This window comes from Exiguobacterium sp. s83 (assembly GCF_018617095.1).
In the GTDB taxonomy this organism is placed as follows: domain Bacteria; phylum Bacillota; class Bacilli; order Exiguobacteriales; family Exiguobacteriaceae; genus Exiguobacterium; species Exiguobacterium profundum.
Window position 1 is genome coordinate 266078 of the sequence record NZ_JACSJP010000002.1, and the last position, 19259, is coordinate 285336.

The window sequence follows — 19259 nt, forward strand, 5'->3', positions numbered from 1 at the left end:
CGCATGAGCTTTTTACAGCAACTCCAGATGATCATTCCGGCCGAGCGCGTCCTTCAAGACGAGCCGTTGTCGGCACACACGTATACAAAACTAGGCGGTAAGGCAGATTACTTCGTGGCTCCACACACGTACGAAGAAGTACAGGCCGTCTTACAACTGGCCCATCAAGAAGCGATGCCGTTTATGATTCTTGGCTTCGGTTCAAACTTGATCGTCCGCGATGGTGGCATCCGTGGAATCGTTTTGAACTTGAATGAACTCGACTCGATTCGTCGAGAAGGGAATCAAATGATTGCGCAGGCAGGAGCGGCGATTATCGACGTCTCACGTCAAGCATTAGCAGAGGGGTTATCCGGCCTCGAGTTCGCATGTGGGATCCCTGGGACGGTCGGTGGGGCCGTCTACATGAACGCAGGTGCATACGGCGGAGAGACGAAGGATGTCATCACATCTGCGACGGTGTTGACGCAGGATGGTCAAGTACTTCATTTATCTAAAGATGAACTCGATCTTGACTACCGAACGAGCCGTGTCTCGAAAGAGGGCTTGATCGTACTCGAGGCGACGTTCGAACTAGAACCGAAAAACTATGAATTGATCAAAGAAGTCATGGACGACTTGACGTATAAACGGGAATCGAAACAGCCGCTTGAATATCCTTCATGTGGAAGTGTGTTCAAACGTCCGCCTGGCTATTTTGCCGGCAAGTTGATTCAAGACTCAGGTCTGCAAGGGAAACGCATCGGAGGAGCGGAAGTCTCGCTCAAACATGCGGGCTTCATCGTCAATATTGATGAGGCGACGGCGACTGAGTACATTTCACTCATCCGTCACGTCCAGGCGACCGTTAAAGAGAAATTCGAAGTGGAATTAGAGCCGGAAGTGAAAATCATCGGGGAAGATATCGCCGTTGAGAACGCATAACGCATAATAATGAAGGAATCGGACGATGGCGTTCGATTCCTTCTTTTTGGTATAGAGAAAAGACGATGAGAACGGGCATCTCATCGTCTTAAGGGTTAAGCTTGTGTTTGTTTCGAGACCGCCTCATGGGCAGGAACGAACGGATATTCCAAATCCCGCGCGACTGCTTCATACGTGACCGTTCCGTTGATGACGTTTAGGCCTTTGAGAAGCGCCTCGTTTTCAAGAAGTGCTGAGAATACGCCTTTTTGTGCACACTCGATGATATATGGCATCGTCGCGTTTGTCAGACCCATCGTCGATGTGCGTGGCACGGCACCTGGCATGTTAGCGACAGCGTAGTGTTGCACGCCATAGCGCTCATACGTTGGCGCATCATGCGTCGTGATATGGTCGATCGTCTCACAAATTCCACCTTGGTCGATGGCGACGTCGACGATGACCGAACCAGGCGACATGCGCTGTACCATTTCTTCCGTGACGAGTTTCGGTGCTTTTGCTCCTGGGATGAGCACGGCACCAATCACAAGGTCACTCTCAGCCACTTGTTTCGCAATGTTGTATTTATTTGAGATCAACGTATTGATTGTGTTTCCGAACAAGTCGTCGATTTGACGAAGACGAGCCGGGCTAATGTCCATCAACGTCACGCTCGCCCCAAGACCAATTGCGATTCGAGCTGCATTCGTTCCGACGACACCGCCTCCGATGACCGTGACGTTCGCACGAGGCACACCTGGGAGACCAGACATTAAGATTCCCTTTCCACCATGTGGTTTTTCGAGGATTTGGGCTCCGATTTGCGCAGCCATACGTCCCGCCACTTCACTCATCGGTGTGAGGAGTGGTAACGTGCGGTCCACTTCTACCGTCTCGTAGGCGATCGCTGTAATCCTTGAATCGACGAGCGCTTTCGTTAATTCCGGCTCCGCCGCAAGGTGTAGATAAGTGAAGAGCGTCAAGTCAGGACGGAAGTATTGATACTCAGACGGTTGTGGTTCTTTTACTTTGAGAGCGAGTTCAACGCCTTCCCAAACTTCTTTCGCCGTTTCAAGAATCGTCGCACCAGCATCAATATATTCCATATTCGTGAAGCCGCTACCGAGTCCGGCATTCGTTTCGACGAATACATCATGACCAAGCTCCGTTAACATAAATGCACCCATCGGTGTTAAGGCCACCCGATTTTCATTGTTTTTAATCTCTTTCAATACCCCGATTTTCATGGAACATTCCCCTTTCATTCCGTTGACACAAATTGTTCACACCCCTAGTATAGACCCATTCGAAAACGCTGTCTTTATCATGGATTCTAAAAACGAAGACGCTCACTTTGTGAAAAATCACAAAGCAAACGTCTAGTCTTCTAATCGATATTGACCAGCCTTAATGGCTAAATAAATCATGGACCGTTCGGGTAAGGAAACTTGCGTGATATTCGTCAACTCTTCGATGCGGCGAATCCGATACAGAACGGTATTCGGATGGATATGAAGATGGGCGGCGACTCGTTTGACGTTCCCATCAAAATAAAAATACCATTCGAGTGTCTTCACGAGTTCGGTCTGATGGGATGAGTCATAATGTTGCAACCGTTCGACGGTCGGATGGGTTTCAAGTCGGAGCCCGATACGCCGAGCGAGTTCCGGGACGAGTTGATAAATGCCGATCTGCTCAAATGCACGGGAAGTCGAGAGTTCGAGCGGGAACTTGCGACGCAGCGTGGTCACCCGTCGCGCTTCTTCCGCTGCGGCATATAACATGTCACTTTCGAAAAAACGTCGACTGATGCCAAGGTGTGGTTCGGATTCGCTGAACTTGTCTTGAAGCAATTGTTCGAATCGTTCCGCCCAGGCAATGAGTGCGGTCTCTTCATCGGAGAGTTCAGACTTCATATAGTGCCAGACGAGTAGCTGCTGACCGTCGATGGCATGTAAAACGACTTCAATGGCCTCTTGCGTCGCGAGCACATAGTGAAGGCGTTCCGCAAGTTGAGGGGTGATCGGTTGAGCGCATTCGATGACCGTCAACCGACTGGCGACAGCAATCGGGGCAAGCTCGTTCAACCGTTCACGATTGGCATCCGTGAGAGTCGGGGAAGCGAGTACATCTAATAAGAAGCGCTCGAGCTCGGCGCTGATTCGCCGCTCATGCATCGCAATGGTCATCAGTAATTTTTTGGCGATGGTTGCCCCTTCTTGCAGGATAGCTAGTTCTTGAGTGCTGAACGGATTCGTCCGAGCCAAGCTCCAAATATAGCCGAGTACTTCATCATGTTGTTTGATGACGATGGCTGCGCGTTCTCCGAGACCGACGGCGAGACGGGCCGGGATGACGACGGGTTCATCTTGGTCGATGACTTCTTGTAAAATGCCACTCTCCCATAGATCTTCGATGACGGCTTCTGGGACACGACGCCCGATGATGGTCGCAATCCTGGCCGGGTCGGTCGAATCGGGGTGGGTGCTATAGGCGAGCAATTGGTGGTGGCGGTTCTCGATCGTGATTGGTGCTCGAATCGCTTGTCCGATGGCTTCGGCGAGTGTATCGAGTGACTCGTAAGATTTCTGCAAAAAAGGCATGTCGATTCCTCCTCTCTCTTGAGTATAACTTCTTCTTTGTGAAACTTCACAAAAAGAATCAAGAGTGTGAGAAATGACATACCTTGTTCCATTACATTGGGAAAAACAATCCGACGACGAGACCGAGTAGCGCTCCGACGATAACCTGGAACGGCGTATGGCCGACAAGCTCATTCAAGAGCGGGGTCTCATGTTTGATTCCTTTGAAATAATCGTTCAAGAGCCGTGCTTGGAAACCGACCGCCTGCCGAACTCCGGTCGCATCATACATGACGATGGTGGCAAAGACGACAGCGAGAGCGAATAGACTTGAGTCAATGCCTTCCATTCGCCCGATTGCCGTAGCGAGTGCGACGACGGTGGACGAGTGCGAACTCGGCATGCCGCCTGAAGCGAACATGATTTCAATTTCAAAATCTCTTGTTTTAATGAGTTCAGTTACGAGCTTGGCCGCTTGGGCGATAAACCAAGCGAGAATCGCGGCGAGTAAAGGTTCGTTAAACATACGTGCATTCACTTCCTGTCTGACATAGTATCTTCAATATACCCGAAAGAGGAGCAAGCTAGACGTTAAGATTTCGTCAAAAAAAGATGTCTTGGACACGTTCTCCAAGACATCTTCTGGTCGATTTTTGTTACCCGACTACTCCTTCAGTTTCCTGAAGTTTCTCTGCAATGTTATCGATGATATAACGGTTGCGTGGGTGTTCTTGACACTCCTTCGAGCATGAACGCATTTGTTTTGGTTCACACTCTTCACAACAGAAATGCTGTACATTGCACTCCGGGTTAGCACAATTAACGTAACGAACCGTCTCGGTCCCACAGTGCATACAGTGTGAGACGACAGATGGGTTCACGGAGTTAACCGGGACGTTGATGCGCTCGTCAAAGACGTAGAGCTCGCCTTCCCAGTCTTCTCCTTTTGTCGCTTCATCCTTACCATACATCGCGACGCCACCTTTAAGGTGGAAGATGTTGTCGTGACCAAGGTCACGCATATATGCTGTAAATTTCTCGCAACGGACGCCACCGGTACAGTACGTGAGAAGTGTTTTCCCTTCGTAGAGGTCCTTGTTCTCTTCGAGCCATTCCGGCATGTAACGTGAAGCCTCTACATCGATTTTGATCGCATTTTTAAAGTGACCAAGTTCGTACTCGTAGTTGTTACGAACGTCGAGGATGACGACATCATCACGATTCATCATCTCTTTCCATTCTGCTGGTTCAAGGTATGCACCGTGTTGTTTCGGTACATCAAACTCGCCATCAAAGCGCCACGTCACGAGCTCTTTCTTGTGACGGACAAAAATTTTCTTGAAGGCATGCTCTTCGACTTCATCGATTTTGAACTCGATATCGCTGAAGAGAGGGTTTGCTTTCAAGTCATTCATGTACTGCTCGGTTTGCTCCCAAGTACCAGAGCACGTCCCGTTGATTCCTTCGGAGGAAATCAAGATGCGTCCTTTGATGCCGAGGTCCTTACAATACTTCAAATGTTCTTGCGTGAGTGTTTCTGGGTCTTCGATGTTGACGTACTTATAGTACAACAAGACCCGCATTGGTTTTGTTTCCATGTTGTGTTGCTCCCCTGTGTTCAGTTTTTTGCAGGAAAACGAACGTTGGGTTGTGTCGTTCGACGAATAGACTTGCCTGCAACCACAAGTCCATTATTATATGATAAATATCACGACGAATTTTCGCAAATGGTTTTTAATTTTTTTTGACGAATGCAGGGAGATGCGTCTTGAAAATTGAATTCGGGTAATAGAGTAGTAACGAAAGTTGAAGGTGGAACGACTATGCTAAATTCTCTCCAACAGTACATTATCCAATTGATCGAATGGCTTCAAAGTTTGCCTGGTGGTCCATGGGCCGGTCTAGGTGCACCGTTTTTAGAAGCGATTTTTCCATTTTTACCACTCGTTTTAATCATCTCTGCGAATGCGGCGACATACGGCTTTCTGTTAGGGGTCCTCTTATCCTGGATTGGGAACCTTCTTGGAACGATCGTCGTCTTTGCAGCCGTCCGTTATGTGTTCCGCAAACCGATGACACGCTGGCTCGAGAAACATAAGGCGGCGGTCTATTGGTTAGAACGCGTCAATCATATGAGTCCGATCTCACTCGGATTCTTATATTCTCTTCCATTCATCCCGGTCAGTTTGATCACGTATTTATTGGCGCTCATTCAGATGCCGCTCCGTACGTTCATCATGGCGGCAGGATTCGGGAAACTGCTCGTCGTCGTGATTTTTTCTGTCATTGGGGACCAGTGGGAAGAATTTATCCAAAGCCCGTTTCGCTTATCCATGCTCGGTCTGCTCCTCATCGTATTATGGGCCATCAGTCGAGGACTTGAAGAAGTGCTCAAACGACGGGCGTTCAAGAAACGCAACGAGCAGTTGAAACAAGAAATGATAACCAAACGACAAACACCCCTTTGAACAAGGGGTGTTTTCACTTATGACTGTTTTTTGAAACGCGGGAAATTGAATGCGATGGCGATTCCTCCACAAATAAAGAGGAGGAACGGATAAAACATGAACGGGACGAGGTCCGGCGAAGCGGTCTTCGTCAACTCTGCGGCGATGAGAAGTTGTGCTCCATATGGGAGAATTCCTTGTACACCACATGAGAAGATATCGAGTACGCTCGCTGATTTCTTCCGTTCGATGTCATACTCGTCCGCGATGTTCGCTGCAAGTGGACCGGCTACGAGAATGGAAATCGTATTGTTCGCCGTCGCTACGTTTGTCGCACTGACAAGTCCAGCGATGCTCCATTCGGCACCGGCACGTTTTTGAATACGAGATGTCAACGCGTCACGTAAATACGTGAGTCCGCCGTTGTGTGAGATGAGACCGACGAGTCCACCCATGAGTAATGTCAGGAATGAAATTTCGGCCATGCCAATCATCCCGTCCGCAATAGCTGTCACAAACGCCGTGACGGATAGGCTTCCATCTAGGAGACCGATGATGCCGGTGAGCGTGATGCCGCCTAACAGAACCAAAATGACGTTCAGTCCTGTCAATGCGAGTCCGATGACGGCAAGATACGGAATCAGTTTGTACCATTCGAATGCGGCGACATCGACCGTTGACTCCCCATTTGACAAGACGGCGAGTAAAACCGTCGTGATGATGGCAGCAGGTAGCACGATCCAGAAGTTCGTGCGGAATTTATCACGCATGTTCGTTCGTTGCGTCCGGACGGCAGCGATCGTCGTGTCCGAGATGAACGAGAGATTGTCCCCGAACATCGCCCCTCCGACAACGGCTGCGGCAGCGATGGCGACATTGACGCCACTCTCTTCATGGATACCGAGGGCGATCGGTGCAAGTGCCGCAATTGTACCCGTCGACGTTCCCATCGCCATTGAAATGAAAGCGGCGATGACGAAGAGTCCACTCAAGAGAAGCGAGGGCGGTAATAAAGTCAAGGCAGCGTTGACCGTCGCGTCGATGGCACCGATGGCTTCCGCTACCGTTGAAAAGGCGCCAGCCAGTAAGAAAATGAAAATCATGATGATGATGCCCGGATTGCCGGCTCCTTGCGCGATGCGCTCGACGGTTTGGGTGGCACTTCCTTTTGTCATGAATGCCGCAACCATCAAGGCGATGATGGCTGCGACGAGTACCGGAAACTTATAAAAGTCTCCGTAATAGACACCCGCCCCGATGAAGAAGAGTAAGAAGACGAGTAACGGCAAGAGTGCCCATTTGTTTGCTGTTGGTTGTTCCAAAATAATCACCTCACTAAAAATAAAAAGGACCCTTTCTTAAGAAAAAGGTCCTTCGTGCGAAATACCCTTTTCATCTTTCGAGCAATACGCCCGCTGGATTTGGCACAGGTTCCCCGCTGCCGAGACTTCACAGGGCCAGTCCCTCCGTCTCTCTCGATAAAAAGTGAATCTATCCAATTAGTAAACACGTTCCCTAACGTACCTGTTTCAAATCTGCTTGTCAACTTAAAAACTCCCCAATTCGATGTGAGAAAGGGGAGTTTACGTCGTTAAATTGTTGAAGTGCGCCACGCGGTTACGTCCCGCATATTTCCCACCGACATATAGCGCACGGTCCGCGTTTCGAATCGTATCGTCTAAGCGCTTATTTCCAAACGCATCGATTGTATCGACCCCGATGGACGCGGTCACAGAAACCTCGTGATGATCGACAAGGAACGGTTTCGCTTCGATTTGCTGGCGAATTCTTTCTGCAATGTCAACGGCTTGAGACATGTCACAATGATTGAGAAGCAAGATAAACTCTTCCCCACCATAACGGGCGGCAAAGTCATCAGCGCGAAGGGCTTGCCGGATACGTCGACCAAATTCCTGCAACACTTGGTCACCGACTTGATGGCCATACGTATCATTGATTTTTTTAAAGAAATCGATGTCGAGCATGGCGACCGAGATCGGATACATCGAGATGTCGGATATTTGTTGAATCCCGTATTCGTAGAAGGCGCGGGCATTGGCGAGGAGAGTCAAACTATCCGTCCGGCTCTCGGTATACAGACGATCTCGTTCATGACAACGGCTGATGGTCCGATTGAACGATTTGAGCAACTTGATGATTTCATGTTGGATAATCTTCGGATATCCATATACGCGTTCACCCGTCATCACGATCCATGTGCGAATTCCCTCAATCTCTTCCGAACGAATCGAGACGAAGCTGTGGTAGTCGTCATGAAAAGCGTCAGACAATGAGGCATCCCACTCAAATCGCATCTCGTAGTCAAGGACCGGCTCGACAGGTTGACTGATATCCAGTAGCGCAAATACGACGGGGCGATCAATCGGTTGACGTGTCTTCAAGTCGAAGTAGAGTGTGCGATCAAACAGTTTGAACTCGATATATCCTTCATCGTAATGGTTCAATTGTTCACACTGACTTAAAAAGACTTCAATGGCTTGTGCTTCGCTCTGTGATAAAGAGACGGCTTCTTTCGCTTCGTCGTACTGTTCAATCAGAGATTTATACGCATCCTGTCGTCCCTTTTGAATGAGAAGTCGTTTGATGAAGAAGGTCAACGCTGCCGCGATGCTACTGACGACAAGTAAATTCGTCTCTCGGAAGAACGCTGCCGCTAAGATGAAGATCAAACTGACGACATATGTGTAGAAAGCGATTTTCATGAAGTCGCTCAATGCGATATCGACGCGGAACCACCATCTCACCTGATATTTTTGAAATACGGTATTTAACAAGATAGCAAAGAATAACCCGGCAAGCGGTACAAACGATTCTTGCGAATAAAAATCAAGGCCGGTTACCCCACCGAGGGCGAGATAGACGGTAGCGGGAATGACAATTTCTAAGTATGCCGTAATGGCGTTCCACGGATAGGTGAAGCGAAAACGGCGTATGGCGACTTTTGGTCTCAAATTGGCGAATTGAAAGACGAATAATCCAATCTGGTTGACGATGAGTGCGGTTTCAAATCCAAAGAATAGAAAAAGAATTAATACGATACTCTCAGAGAATGTGAAGTACACACCTTTGACTTCGATTGAATCGAGTTGAAAGATGATGACGAGTAATGAGATTAAAATAAAGGACAACGGATCAATGGTCGGGGCGTGCAGCACATCCAATGTAAATAATCCGATGGTGAAGCAGAACAAAACACTCCATATGCTCCAACCGAGCACGGACATCTTGCGAAAGTGGTTCATGTGTTCCCTCCTAGCATGGGACATTTCAAGATATAATAGTAAAGATTCGTCATGATTTCTTGCGAGTCCTGCCTTTCTTTTATCATGCTTGAATTCTAGCATTGAGTATACAGGGAATATCCTCTATAATGAAGTTGCTTTTCAACCGCATAGACGAAAGTCGATGAAAAAGAGAGTAACGATGGTTTAGTCAACAAAGCGACCTGGGGATTGGTGAGAGCCTGGGCTGACAAACGTCGCGAAACGCACTTTTGAGATGCTATCCGAAACGAGAGTAGGCATAGCCGGAGGGAACCGTTATCACCATAAAGCGGTCTGCATCATGCAGGCAAGAAGAGTGGTACCGCGGGAATTCCCGTCTCTTTGCATCTATGCAAAGGGCGTTTTTTTTATGAGTTGTTATTGAAGAAGGAGGACATACAGATGAGTTATGAACGCAAGTATGCAGAAGCACTATCCCGTGTCATCGGTGAAGAACTCACGATTGACCAAATTGAAGCATTGATTGAGAAGCCAAAACACGAGGCGCACGGTGACCTCGCGTTCCCGTGTTTCCAATTGGCGAAAGCTTACCGGAAAGCACCTGTCATGATTGCGACAGATATCGCAAATGAATTGAACGATGAATTGTTCACGAAAGTGGAGGCGGCGGGACCTTACGTCAACGTCTTCTTGAGCCGTGATGTCGTATCAAAAGAAATCATCAACACGGTGCTTGAGGAAAAATCAGAGTATGCAACACACGAGGCACGCAATGAAACGATTGTGACGGACTTCTCGTCACCAAACATTGCGAAGCCGTTCTCGATGGGTCACTTGCGTTCGACGGTGATTGGGAATGCAATCAACCAAATCGCACGTAAAAACGGATATGACGTCGTCGGCGTCAACCACCTTGGAGACTGGGGCACTCAGTTTGGGAAATTGATGGTCGCCTACAAGAAGTGGGGCGATGAGGAAGCGGTACGCGCCAACCCGATCGCAGAACTCTTAAAATTATACGTCCATTTCCACGAAGAGGCGAAGACACAACCAGAACTCGAAGACGAAGGTCGTGCTTGGTTCAAAAAGCTTGAAGATGGTGATGCGGAAGCGACAGAGCTTTGGAAGTGGTTCCGTGACGAGTCACTTAAAGAGTTCCAAAAAGTATATGACCTCCTCGGTGTGAAATTCGAAAGCTTCAACGGGGAAGCGTTCTATAACGATAAAATGGCACGCGTCGTCGAGATGCTCGAAGCGAAAAATCTCTTAGTCGAAAGTGAGGGCGCGATGGTCGTCTCGCTCGAAGAGGAGAACTTGCCACCTTGCTTGATCAAGAAGAAAGATGGCGCGACATTGTACGCGACACGCGACTTGGCAGCAGCGATCTATCGTTACGAGACGTACAACTTCGTACAAGCGAACTATGTCGTCGGTGGCGAACAGGCGCTCCATTTCAAACAACTCTTCTCGGTCCTTCGTAAGCTTGGATATGACTTTGTCGATGGCATGCATCACGTACCGTTCGGCTTGATCTTGCAAGAAGGGAAGAAGATGTCGACACGTAAAGGACGCATCGTCCTTCTTGAAGAAGTCTTGAAAGAGGCGATCGAGAAAGCGCAGGCGAATATCGAGCAGAAGAACCCGGATCTTGCGAACGCAGAAGACGTCGCACGCATGGTCGGTGTCGGCGCGGTCGTCTTCCACGATTTGAAAAACGAACGCATCAACAACATCGAGTTCGATCTCGACAGCATGCTCAAGTTCGAAGGAGAGACAGGGCCTTACGTTCAATACACGAATGCTCGTGCGAACTCACTCCTTCGTAAAGGAAACTATGACGGCTCACCATTCACTGGTGCAGACGATGACTATTCATGGGGTGTCGTCACGATGCTCAATGCGTTCCCACACGTCATCACGCGTGCACATGAACGCCGCGAACCATCCATCATCAGCCGCTATGTACTCGACCTCGCGCAAGCGTTCAACAAGTACTACGGTCACGTCCGCGTCCTAGAGGAAGATGCGAGCAAACAATCGCGTCTCGCTCTCGTCAAGGCAGTGACGCTCGTATTGACAGAAGGGCTCCGTTTACTCGGTGTCGAAGCGCCGGAAGAAATGTAAGACAGACGAAAGGACCTCAAAAAATTGAGGCCCAGCTTGTTGACTAACATAAATTATATCGCTCGCCTTTCCGGCGCCCACGCTTTCCGCAGGCAATCCCGGAGCCGCATCGCGACCTAGGTCGCTGCTGGGTCTCCGTCGGATTGCTTTCCTGTCGGAGTCGGGACGCCGTCGGGCGAGCAACGCAAACGGTCGTCATCTGACGGCCGTTTGTCTTTTTCTAAGGCCTCGATGGCCGAAAAAATCATCAAAAGAAGGAATCCGACATGTAACGCTTCAATCCTGAAAACGACATGAAGCGAACCAGACGGAATCGAGAAGGTTCAACGCGCCAATCTGGCTTCAGTCACTGTACAAAGCATAAAAAGTTGCCTAACCTGTTGATTGGAAAGGACCGTCTCATAATACGTCTTCAATTTCTTGGGGCAGAACGCCCCAAGAAATCGAAACCCACAAAAAAAGATGGACCAGATTGCAAGATGCAATCTGGTTCATCAACAGCCTGGACCTCAAAAATTGAGGTCCTTTTTGTATTCACGCTTTCATCCGCGTCACCGTCCGGGCTTCCGTATCATAGAGACACCATTCCCGATCGAATATGACAGCACCGACGTTGATGACATATCGTTTTTTCTTCAAATGGAACGGTGTCCCGATTTCCCACGGCAAGGATTTTCCTTTTCGGTAAATCCCGGGGATGTGACTATGTCCGATGAAGACGAGTGGATATTTCCCTTTCTCGACAACCGGTTCCCAGTCTTCGTTCCATTTGACTTGATGCCCATGTAAAAAGCGGGCTTCCTCGAGAGTCGTCTGTTCCGGCAATAAGGAAATCCGTGTTTTCACGGGATGGTCGATGACGAGCACCTCGTCGATTCGCTCTTCCTGATTACCACGTAGACTCGGAAATGTGAGTAGCGCTTCGTAATTCGGATCATACGTCACGACGTCTTCCACATGATGAAAGCGTTGGTGACGTCGTTTTTTCCCGATGTGGCATTCATATAGATCCCCGAGACAGAGAATGTGCTCGGTTTCTCGCCGGACATCATCGAGAACGGCCTTCAAATCATCAAACGAACCGTGTGGGTCACTGATGATGGCGAGTTTCATCGGAAGTTCGTAAATTGGGCATCGACGGACAACTCGAGTTCACGTACGAGTTGCATGACGGCCTGAAGATCGTCACGCGACTTACCTGTCACGCGAATTTGGTCGTCCTGGATTTGCGATTTGACTTTTAGTTTTGATTCCTTGATGGCGTTGTTGATTTTTTTCGCGTCATCTTTGTCGATGCCGCTTTTCAATTTCACACGTTGGCGAACCGTTCCGCCGAGTGCGTTCTCTACTTTTTGATAGTCGAGGTTTTTCGTCGGGACACCGCGTTTGATCAATTTTGTGATCAAGACGTCTTTTAATTGCTCGAGTTTATAGTCGTCATCCGAGATGAGGACGAGGTCGCCATTGTCGAGCGACATCTCACTCTTTGAGCCTTTAAAGTCGTAGCGGTTCAAAATTTCCTTTTCTGCGATTTGGATCGCGTTCTTCACTTCTTCAAGATTCATTTCGGACACGATATCGAAAGAATTGTCTTTTGCCATGTTTCATCCATCCTTTGTGTGGTTTTGTTATAATGATAGCAGATTTGAAGCAGTGAAGGAGTGAAGAGATGGAACGTACAATGGATCAACACACACATGCAGACTTAGATCACGTTGCCTATCACGGGAAAGACCTAGGGGTGACGTTCAAAGGGGAACAGATTCGACTACGAGTTTGGTCTCCGGTAGCGGAACAGATGTCGGTCAAGTTATATCGAACAGCCCGTGCCCGTAAGTTTGAACGACTCGAGCTCGAGCCGGCTGAGAAGGGGACGTGGGTGATCGAACTCGACCGTGCCTTATTCGAAGGTCAATTTTATGTATTTGAAGCGCTGATTGATGGGAAGAAAGTGGAGTCGCTCGATCCGTATGCGAAAGTCGTCGGAGTGAATGGGAAGCGTGGATGTCTACTTGACCCGGCATCCTTGAACCCGGACCATTGGATCAAAGAACGTCCGCTATTCAATTCTTCACAAGAGGCGGTCATCTATGAGGCGCACGTCCGCGATTTGACGAGTCACCCAGAGAGTGGGGCGACGCACCGTGGGAAGTTCTTAGGGATGACCGAGACGGGTACGACGACCACGAGCGGTTACCCGACAGGACTCGATTACATCACCTCGCTCGGAATCACACATCTTCAATTGATGCCGTTCTTTGACTACGGCTCGGTGAATGAGTCACGTGAAGGGGAAGACAACTATAACTGGGGCTACGATCCGGTTCATTACTTTGCGGTTGAAGGTTCTTACGCCTCGTCGGCAGATGATCCGGCGTCGCGAATTGTCGAATTGAAGGCAATGATTCAAGCGCTCCACGATCGGGGCATCCGGGTCATCATGGACGTCGTCTTCAATCATACGTACGATGCGTTGACGACACCGCTCGGTCAATTCGTCCCGGATTATTACTATCGCTTAAATGAAGACGGGACACTCGCGGATGGTTCGGCATGTGGGAATGACACGGCCTCTGAGCGTACGATGATGCGTAAGCTCATGGTCGAGTGTGTCACGTACTGGGCGAAAGAATTCATGATTGACGGGTTCCGTTTTGATTTGATGGGACTCCATGACGTCAAAACGATGAATCAGATTCGGAAAGCGCTCGATCGAGTCGACCCATCGATTCTTGTCATCGGGGAAGGCTGGGACTTGGATACGCCGCTCCCGGTTCGTGAAAAAGCGAATCAACATAATGCGCATAAGATGCCACGCATCGCCCAATTCAATGATGGGATTCGAGACGGTGTCCGCGGAGACGTCTTTATCGAAGACTTACCGGGCTGGGTGAGCGGCAACACGGACATGACAGCAGACGTGAAACGTGGGATTGCTGGTGGCATCACGAGCCAAAGTTTCGCTGATGAGCCGAACCAGGTCGTCAACTATGTAGAATGTCATGATAATTTGACGCTTTGGGACAAGTTATCCGTGACGAATCCGGAAGATGACGAGACGACACGTCGCCGTCGCCACCGTTTGGCGACGTCGATTGTGCTCCTGAGTCAAGGGATTCCATTCCTTCACAGTGGACAGGAATTTTTCCGGACAAAAGACGGGGATGAGAATAGCTTTAATTCAGGCGAAGTCATCAACCGTATGGACTGGAACCGGGCGGAGCAAGAAGCGCCAAGTGTGGAATATGTGAAAGGCCTCTTGCGTCTGCGTAAGCAGTATCCGCTCTTCCGACTCGAAAACACGGAACAGATTCGCAAACACTTGCGTTTCTTTGATGAAGCAGAGGGTGTGATTGCCTTTGAATTGAGCCGTCATGTGGAAGGATATGTAGAACGACATATCGTCTACCACAACGCACTCGAGGAGGCGGTTGAGGTCAAACTTCCATCTGGCAAGTTCGAGGTGAACGTGGAGGACCATACCGTTAATCTGACGGCGCCACGTCAAGTCGAGGACCGTTATATGACGGTCGCTCCACTCTCGACACTAGTCGTAACCGAACGTCGCCCAGATTACAGCAAGTACGCTGTGGCCGGTGGTGCAGCACTCGCCGTAATCGGTGGTCTCTGGTATGTATCGAGAAAGCGCAAACGCAAAGAGCAGTAACCAAAAAGGAGACGTTAATCCGTCTCCTTTGGTGTCTCTTCCTCTGTTTGAGATGCCTCGAGTTGCATCATTTTTTGAACGAGGATGTGTTTTGGCATATGCATCAGTTCCTCGAGGGGGACGTTTAATTTTTTTGCGAGTTCAACTGCGGTCTCTGGTGATAGTTGTAATGGACGCATTGGTGGTCTCCTTTCTAAACGATATGTCTTTACCGTCAGTATACAGGAAAATCGAAAATGTGTTGAATGAACACATTCAAAATCGAATTTCGCTTCGGTGGTTGCTAAGCTGAAATTAGGAAGTGATCAAATGTACGAACAAACAGCAGACTTTCAATTTCATCAAACGATCGAATGGTTAGAACGTGTAGGTGAAGGTTGGATGTTGTACTTGGCGCAAACGGGATTTATGTTCTTTGACGAGTCGTCTCAAATTCGCTGGGAGATCGACTGGAAATGGACACCGTGCGCCCTATATGTGGAGCCGAATGCAAGACGTGCCGTGGCATGGTTCCAGGAAAAAGGACTTTACGGAGTCATTGATTTACAACGAGGACAGATGGAGACGTATGCGATCCCTCAACGATTCAACGGAGACTGGTTTAGCAATTTGCACTATTGGCAAGGCGATGACATCTTCTTATATTCAGCCGAATCGGATGTCGTAGCCTTGAACCTCCATGATCATACGTTTCGATATAGCCGCTATGAAGAAGTCCCTGTCTTTGGGAACATCATCGAGCTAGCGTATCAAGGGACGTATGATTTTGAACGATTCACACCTGAAACGTGTGTGACATTGTTCGATGAACGAACTCATCATTTTTTAGTTGAAAATGTGAAGACGAAAGAAACCTGGCGCATTCCATACGAAGGAAACCGCGACACGGTCATTCTCGATCAAGTGGGAGAAACGACGGCGATCACATCGACAGAGTCGTTCCAACTGTTTCATCGAGAGGAAGAATTATTTTGCTCAAGCGTGTGTGCAGACAACCAATTATTGAAGGTAATGCTGTTAGATGAACGAGGGGATCGACTCGTCGTCTTGTCCGCACCACCTCGATTTTGTCATAGCTGGCTTCAAGTCTTTGAACGACAAGAGTCCTGAACCGAACCTAGGTTCAGGAATTTTTTGTGAAGTGATGATGAATGAATCGAGAAACGGGAAGTAGATGGATAGACAGGGAGGAGTGACATCAATGGAATGGTTAGGTAGGCAGTTGGTTCGTTTTCGGTATGGCGTATTACTCATATGGGCGATTTTACTCGCGGGTTCAGTTTATTTCGGGCTACAGCTCCCGGGTGAGTTGAGAGGAAACGGATTTGCCATTCAAGACGGACGTTTCCAACAGGTAGAAGATACGTTAAATGAACGATTTGATCGAGCAGGTGCTTCAATGATCGTCTTATTTGAAGGAGGAAATCTGGAGGCGGTCATGGACGAACAACAAGACCGCTTTGATGCGACTCCTTCAATTGACGGCGTGATTACCCCGGCGGAGAATCCGGACGCGCGTTCAGGGGATGTGTCCTATTTCGTGCTGGAATTCGAAGATTATGATGCGGCGGAATCCTCAATCGATGCCGTCCGAGACGCGCTCATCGTTGATACGGATACCGAAGTCCGCTTGACGGGAGAACCGGTCTTTGCGGATGACTTAAACGAAGCTTCGAAAAATGACTTGATTCGAGCGGAGTTGATTGGGATTCCGGTCGCGCTTCTCGTGTTGTTGCTTGTTTTCGGCACACCGCTCGCCGCGCTCATGCCGTTACTTGTCGGGTTGATTACCTTTATTGTGGCAGCGGGATCTCTATTCTTTTTTGCACAAAACATGGAATTATCTATCTTTGTTCTCAATGCCGTCGCCATGATTGCGATTGCGCTTGGGATTGATTTTTCACTGTTACTCGTCAACCGTTACCGTGAAGAGTTGATGCGCGGGCAATCGAGAGAAGAGGCGATTGTCCGGACGGTAGCGACGGCGGGACGCTCGATTCTCTTTTCAGGTCTATGTGTCTTTGTCGGGTTGGCCGGTCTACTCTTTATTCAGGTGGATGTCTTCCAAGCGGTCGCGCTCGGTGCGCTCATTGCCGTCGCGGGGGCCGTGCTATCTGCACTGACTCTGTTGCCATCATCACTTTACTTAGTCGGTGACGCCTTAAATAAAGGACGAATCATCAAGACAGATGAGACGAAATCTGAAAAGCGCTGGCAAAAGCTTGCTCGCTTCGTGATGAGACGTCCGGTGACGATGACGCTCATTGCTTTGTTGATTCTACTCCCGAGTCTTTGGTTCGTGCGCGACCTAGAGTTGAACATTCCGGACGCCGATGCGCTCCCGACTTCCTATGAATCACGAGCGGCGCTCGAACGGTGGGACGATGTGTTTGGGGATAACTCGACCGATGCGGTCCTTTTATTCGAAGCGAACGATTTGACCGATCCGATGATTTTAGAGGAATTGACGAGTCTCACAGATGAGTTAAACGAGGTCGATATTGTCGATAACGTCTCGACTTTCTTAACGACATCCGGATTGACCCCTGAGACGTTTACGCAACTCGTCGAAGCGGCGCCCGAACAACTCGCCCCGCTTGAGCGACTTGTGACCCTTGATGGGAATACAGATTTGGCGCTCGTGAATGTCAGCTTCGACGTACCTCCGAGCGATAAAGAAGCGCAAGCATTCGTACGCGATTGGCGAGACAAAGGGTTTGAAGTCGGCGGACCGGCAGCCTTCAATGAAGAGATTTATGATGAGATTTATGACAGCATTCCCTATGCGGTCATCACCGTCATCTTGGCAACCTTCTTCATCCTCATGTGGGCGTTCCGATCCATCTTGATTCCAATCAAGGCGATTCTCATGAACGTGCTTGGTCTTGGGGCGACGTTCGGTTTACTCGTCATCATTTTTGAATCAGGTTATGTGTACGATGCAGAAACAATCAGTATTTTGACACCGGTGTTCATCTTCTCACTCGTCTTTGGATTGTCGATGGACTATGAGGTATTTCTTGTTTCGCGAATCGAGGAATATTACCGCGAGACAGGCGACAATGACTATGCGACGGAGATGGGGCTTGCGAAGACGAGTAAAATCATCACTTCAGCCGCCATCATTATGATCGTCGTGACGGGTGCGTTCGCCTTCACGGGTGTGAGCCCGATCAAACAGCTCGGCGTGGGGATTGCGCTCGCCATCTTCATTGATGCGACCATCATCCGGATCCTGCTCGTTCCGTCTCTCATGAAACTGTTCGGGGATTGGAACTGGTGGTGGTTCGGAAAGAAAGATTTACCGAAACGTAACATGCACTAAAGGTAAAATTCATGAACTGAATCAAAATGTGTGGTAAACTACGTACAAGATTACGCGCAATTTGAGAAAGGAAGGTCTTTATGGATACCGAGAGGACATGGCCTCTGTTCCAACTTCCGGACTTCTAGCGTTGACTGATCGCTTACACGTGTATCAATCAACAAACGGAAGATCGGAGATGGAACAGATGGAACCGCAGCTACGACTGAGGATCCTCCTCTCCGTCAAGAACGGGGAGGACAATCGGAATGAAACGAGTTGCTACCATAGTGCTCGGAACGCTGATCATGGCGTTCGGTTATTATTATTTGAATGAACAGTTTGGTTTGGCGGAAGGCGGGTTCGTCGGTTTATCGCTACTCGGTCGTTATTTATTTGATATCGACCCGGCGATTTCGATGATCGTGCTCGACATCCCATTTTTTATCGTCGCTGTATGGTGGAAAGGATGGCGTTTTGTCGGGCAAGCGGTACTAGCCGCTTCGTCCTTGTCGCTTAGTTATGCGATGTGGGACCGTCTCGACTTGCTCACGTTTGAGATTCAAGTATGGCCAGCGACGTTGTTCGCTGCCATCGCGAGTGGGATTGTGACCGGATATGGTCTCGGTCTTGTCTTGAAGTCAGGCGGGGCGACCGGAGGCGATGATTTATTCGCCTTAGGTCTATCGAAATGGACAGGCGTGTCGGTCGGTACGATTCTCATCACGTTTGATGTCATCGTCTTGGCGATCTCGCTCATCTATTTACCATTGTCGAATGCACTGTATACGCTCGTCGCGGTCTCGATCGCAGGTCGGGTCGTCACGAAGATGTTGGCGGACGACGTGGTTGAACATACCAAGCCGGCGGTCATCAAACCCAAACTTTCACCAAAAAACGATCTCGCCTGAGATCGTTTTTTGTTTTGTAAAATTTATCACAGTTTTATAGCCGTCTTTCTTCTACACTGAACGTAGAAGGAGGGAG

At 49.0% G+C, this 19259-nt stretch carries 17 protein-coding genes, 1 riboswitch and 1 other annotated feature; of the genes, 7 read left to right on the forward strand and 10 right to left on the reverse strand.

What is annotated here, in order from left to right; genetic code table 11:
* Positions 1-3 precede the first annotated feature (3 nt).
* The gene (murB, locus tag KNO73_RS10770; protein WP_015880509.1) at positions 4-924 is read left to right on the forward strand and encodes a UDP-N-acetylmuramate dehydrogenase; all 921 of its coding nucleotides are present in this window, start codon (positions 4-6) and stop codon (positions 922-924) included.
* Between the two features lie 95 nt (positions 925-1019).
* On the opposite strand, the gene ald is transcribed toward murB, so the two are convergent.
* The 4 genes from ald to trhO all read right to left on the reverse strand — a co-directional run bounded on the left by ald (position 1020) and on the right by trhO (position 5083).
* Complete coding sequence (ald, locus tag KNO73_RS10775) at positions 1020-2150, reverse strand: alanine dehydrogenase (protein WP_214812645.1); 1131 nt, start codon at positions 2148-2150, stop codon at positions 1020-1022.
* A 132-nt stretch (positions 2151-2282) separates the two neighbouring features.
* Positions 2283-3506, reverse strand: a complete 1224-nt coding sequence (locus KNO73_RS10780; RefSeq protein WP_214685137.1) for a PucR family transcriptional regulator — start codon at positions 3504-3506, stop codon at positions 2283-2285.
* Between the two features lie 91 nt (positions 3507-3597).
* Entirely contained in the window at positions 3598-4023 is a 426-nt protein-coding gene (locus KNO73_RS10785; RefSeq protein ID WP_143180200.1) for a divergent PAP2 family protein, read from the reverse strand.
* 118 nt (positions 4024-4141) lie between these two features.
* On the reverse strand, positions 4142-5083 hold the full coding sequence (gene trhO, locus KNO73_RS10790; RefSeq protein ID WP_214685141.1) for an oxygen-dependent tRNA uridine(34) hydroxylase TrhO: 942 nt from the start codon (positions 5081-5083) through the stop codon (positions 4142-4144).
* Positions 5084-5308: 225 nt separating this feature from the next.
* Between trhO and KNO73_RS10795 the strand changes: the two genes are divergently transcribed.
* On the forward strand, positions 5309-5953 hold the full coding sequence (locus tag KNO73_RS10795; RefSeq protein ID WP_215112477.1) for a TVP38/TMEM64 family protein: 645 nt from the start codon (positions 5309-5311) through the stop codon (positions 5951-5953).
* A 17-nt stretch (positions 5954-5970) separates the two neighbouring features.
* Here the strand turns inward: KNO73_RS10795 and KNO73_RS10800 are convergent, their stop codons facing one another.
* A complete protein-coding gene (locus KNO73_RS10800; RefSeq protein WP_196430354.1) occupies positions 5971-7254 on the reverse strand; it encodes a Na+/H+ antiporter NhaC family protein in 1284 nt (427 codons plus the stop codon).
* A gap of 67 nt (positions 7255-7321) precedes the next feature.
* Positions 7322-7417, reverse strand: a riboswitch (SAM riboswitch).
* Between the two features lie 98 nt (positions 7418-7515).
* Positions 7516-9195, reverse strand: a complete 1680-nt coding sequence (locus tag KNO73_RS10805) for a GGDEF domain-containing protein (protein WP_214685145.1) — start codon at positions 9193-9195, stop codon at positions 7516-7518.
* A 154-nt stretch (positions 9196-9349) separates the two neighbouring features.
* Positions 9350-9561 (forward strand) — a binding site (T-box leader).
* A gap of 57 nt (positions 9562-9618) precedes the next feature.
* Between KNO73_RS10805 and argS the strand changes: the two genes are divergently transcribed.
* Positions 9619-11301, forward strand: coding sequence for an arginine--tRNA ligase (gene argS, locus KNO73_RS10810; protein ID WP_215112478.1), 1683 nt, complete (start codon positions 9619-9621; stop codon positions 11299-11301).
* 116 nt (positions 11302-11417) lie between these two features.
* Here argS and KNO73_RS15105 read toward each other — a convergent pair whose 3' ends face one another.
* The 3 genes from KNO73_RS15105 to KNO73_RS10820 form a co-directional block, all read right to left on the reverse strand.
* Entirely contained in the window at positions 11418-11552 is a 135-nt protein-coding gene (locus tag KNO73_RS15105) for a hypothetical protein (protein ID WP_285222575.1), read from the reverse strand.
* Positions 11553-11835: 283 nt separating this feature from the next.
* A complete protein-coding gene (locus tag KNO73_RS10815) occupies positions 11836-12414 on the reverse strand; it encodes a metallophosphoesterase family protein (protein WP_214685149.1) in 579 nt (192 codons plus the stop codon).
* Positions 12411-12902, reverse strand: coding sequence for a YajQ family cyclic di-GMP-binding protein (locus KNO73_RS10820; protein WP_015880519.1), 492 nt, complete (start codon positions 12900-12902; stop codon positions 12411-12413). The genes KNO73_RS10815 and KNO73_RS10820 overlap by 4 nt, the downstream gene beginning before the upstream one ends.
* Before the next feature lie 68 nt (positions 12903-12970).
* On the opposite strand from KNO73_RS10820, the gene pulA reads away from it, so the two are divergent.
* Positions 12971-14968: a type I pullulanase gene (pulA, locus tag KNO73_RS10825; protein WP_215112479.1), complete on the forward strand. Its 1998-nt coding sequence runs from the start codon at positions 12971-12973 to the stop codon at positions 14966-14968.
* A gap of 14 nt (positions 14969-14982) precedes the next feature.
* Here pulA and KNO73_RS10830 read toward each other — a convergent pair whose 3' ends face one another.
* Positions 14983-15147: a YycC family protein gene (locus KNO73_RS10830; protein WP_214873683.1), complete on the reverse strand. Its 165-nt coding sequence runs from the start codon at positions 15145-15147 to the stop codon at positions 14983-14985.
* A 130-nt stretch (positions 15148-15277) separates the two neighbouring features.
* Between KNO73_RS10830 and KNO73_RS10835 the strand changes: the two genes are divergently transcribed.
* From KNO73_RS10835 to KNO73_RS10845, 3 genes are all read left to right on the forward strand, one after another.
* The gene (locus tag KNO73_RS10835) at positions 15278-16078 is read left to right on the forward strand and encodes a hypothetical protein (RefSeq protein ID WP_214812643.1); all 801 of its coding nucleotides are present in this window, start codon (positions 15278-15280) and stop codon (positions 16076-16078) included.
* Between the two features lie 91 nt (positions 16079-16169).
* Positions 16170-18293, forward strand: a complete 2124-nt coding sequence (locus tag KNO73_RS10840) for an MMPL family transporter (RefSeq protein WP_214873687.1) — start codon at positions 16170-16172, stop codon at positions 18291-18293.
* Positions 18294-18541: 248 nt separating this feature from the next.
* Entirely contained in the window at positions 18542-19183 is a 642-nt protein-coding gene (locus KNO73_RS10845) for a YitT family protein (RefSeq protein ID WP_078146144.1), read from the forward strand.
* The last annotated feature ends 76 nt before the right edge of the window (positions 19184-19259 follow it).

Bases quoted from the DNA above. Each gene is read 5' to 3' on its own strand.
- KNO73_RS10815 (WP_214685149.1), bottom strand. From the start codon at position 12,414: ATGAAACTCGCCATCATCAGTGACCCACACGGTTCGTTTGATGATTTG.
- KNO73_RS10830 (WP_214873683.1), bottom strand. From the start codon at position 15,147: ATGCGTCCATTACAACTATCACCAGAGACCGCAGTTGAACTCGCAAAA.
- argS (WP_215112478.1), top strand. From the start codon at position 9,619: ATGAGTTATGAACGCAAGTATGCAGAAGCACTATCCCGTGTCATCGGT.
- pulA (WP_215112479.1), top strand. From the start codon at position 12,971: ATGGAACGTACAATGGATCAACACACACATGCAGACTTAGATCACGTT.
- KNO73_RS10835 (WP_214812643.1), top strand. From the start codon at position 15,278: ATGTACGAACAAACAGCAGACTTTCAATTTCATCAAACGATCGAATGG.
- KNO73_RS10780 (WP_214685137.1), bottom strand. From the start codon at position 3,506: ATGCCTTTTTTGCAGAAATCTTACGAGTCACTCGATACACTCGCCGAA.
- KNO73_RS10845 (WP_078146144.1), top strand. From the start codon at position 18,542: ATGAAACGAGTTGCTACCATAGTGCTCGGAACGCTGATCATGGCGTTC.
- murB (WP_015880509.1), top strand. From the start codon at position 4: ATGAGCTTTTTACAGCAACTCCAGATGATCATTCCGGCCGAGCGCGTC.
- trhO (WP_214685141.1), bottom strand. From the start codon at position 5,083: ATGGAAACAAAACCAATGCGGGTCTTGTTGTACTATAAGTACGTCAAC.
- KNO73_RS10805 (WP_214685145.1), bottom strand. From the start codon at position 9,195: ATGAACCACTTTCGCAAGATGTCCGTGCTCGGTTGGAGCATATGGAGT.
- ald (WP_214812645.1), bottom strand. From the start codon at position 2,150: ATGAAAATCGGGGTATTGAAAGAGATTAAAAACAATGAAAATCGGGTG.
- KNO73_RS10795 (WP_215112477.1), top strand. From the start codon at position 5,309: ATGCTAAATTCTCTCCAACAGTACATTATCCAATTGATCGAATGGCTT.
- KNO73_RS10820 (WP_015880519.1), bottom strand. From the start codon at position 12,902: ATGGCAAAAGACAATTCTTTCGATATCGTGTCCGAAATGAATCTTGAA.
- KNO73_RS10840 (WP_214873687.1), top strand. From the start codon at position 16,170: ATGGAATGGTTAGGTAGGCAGTTGGTTCGTTTTCGGTATGGCGTATTA.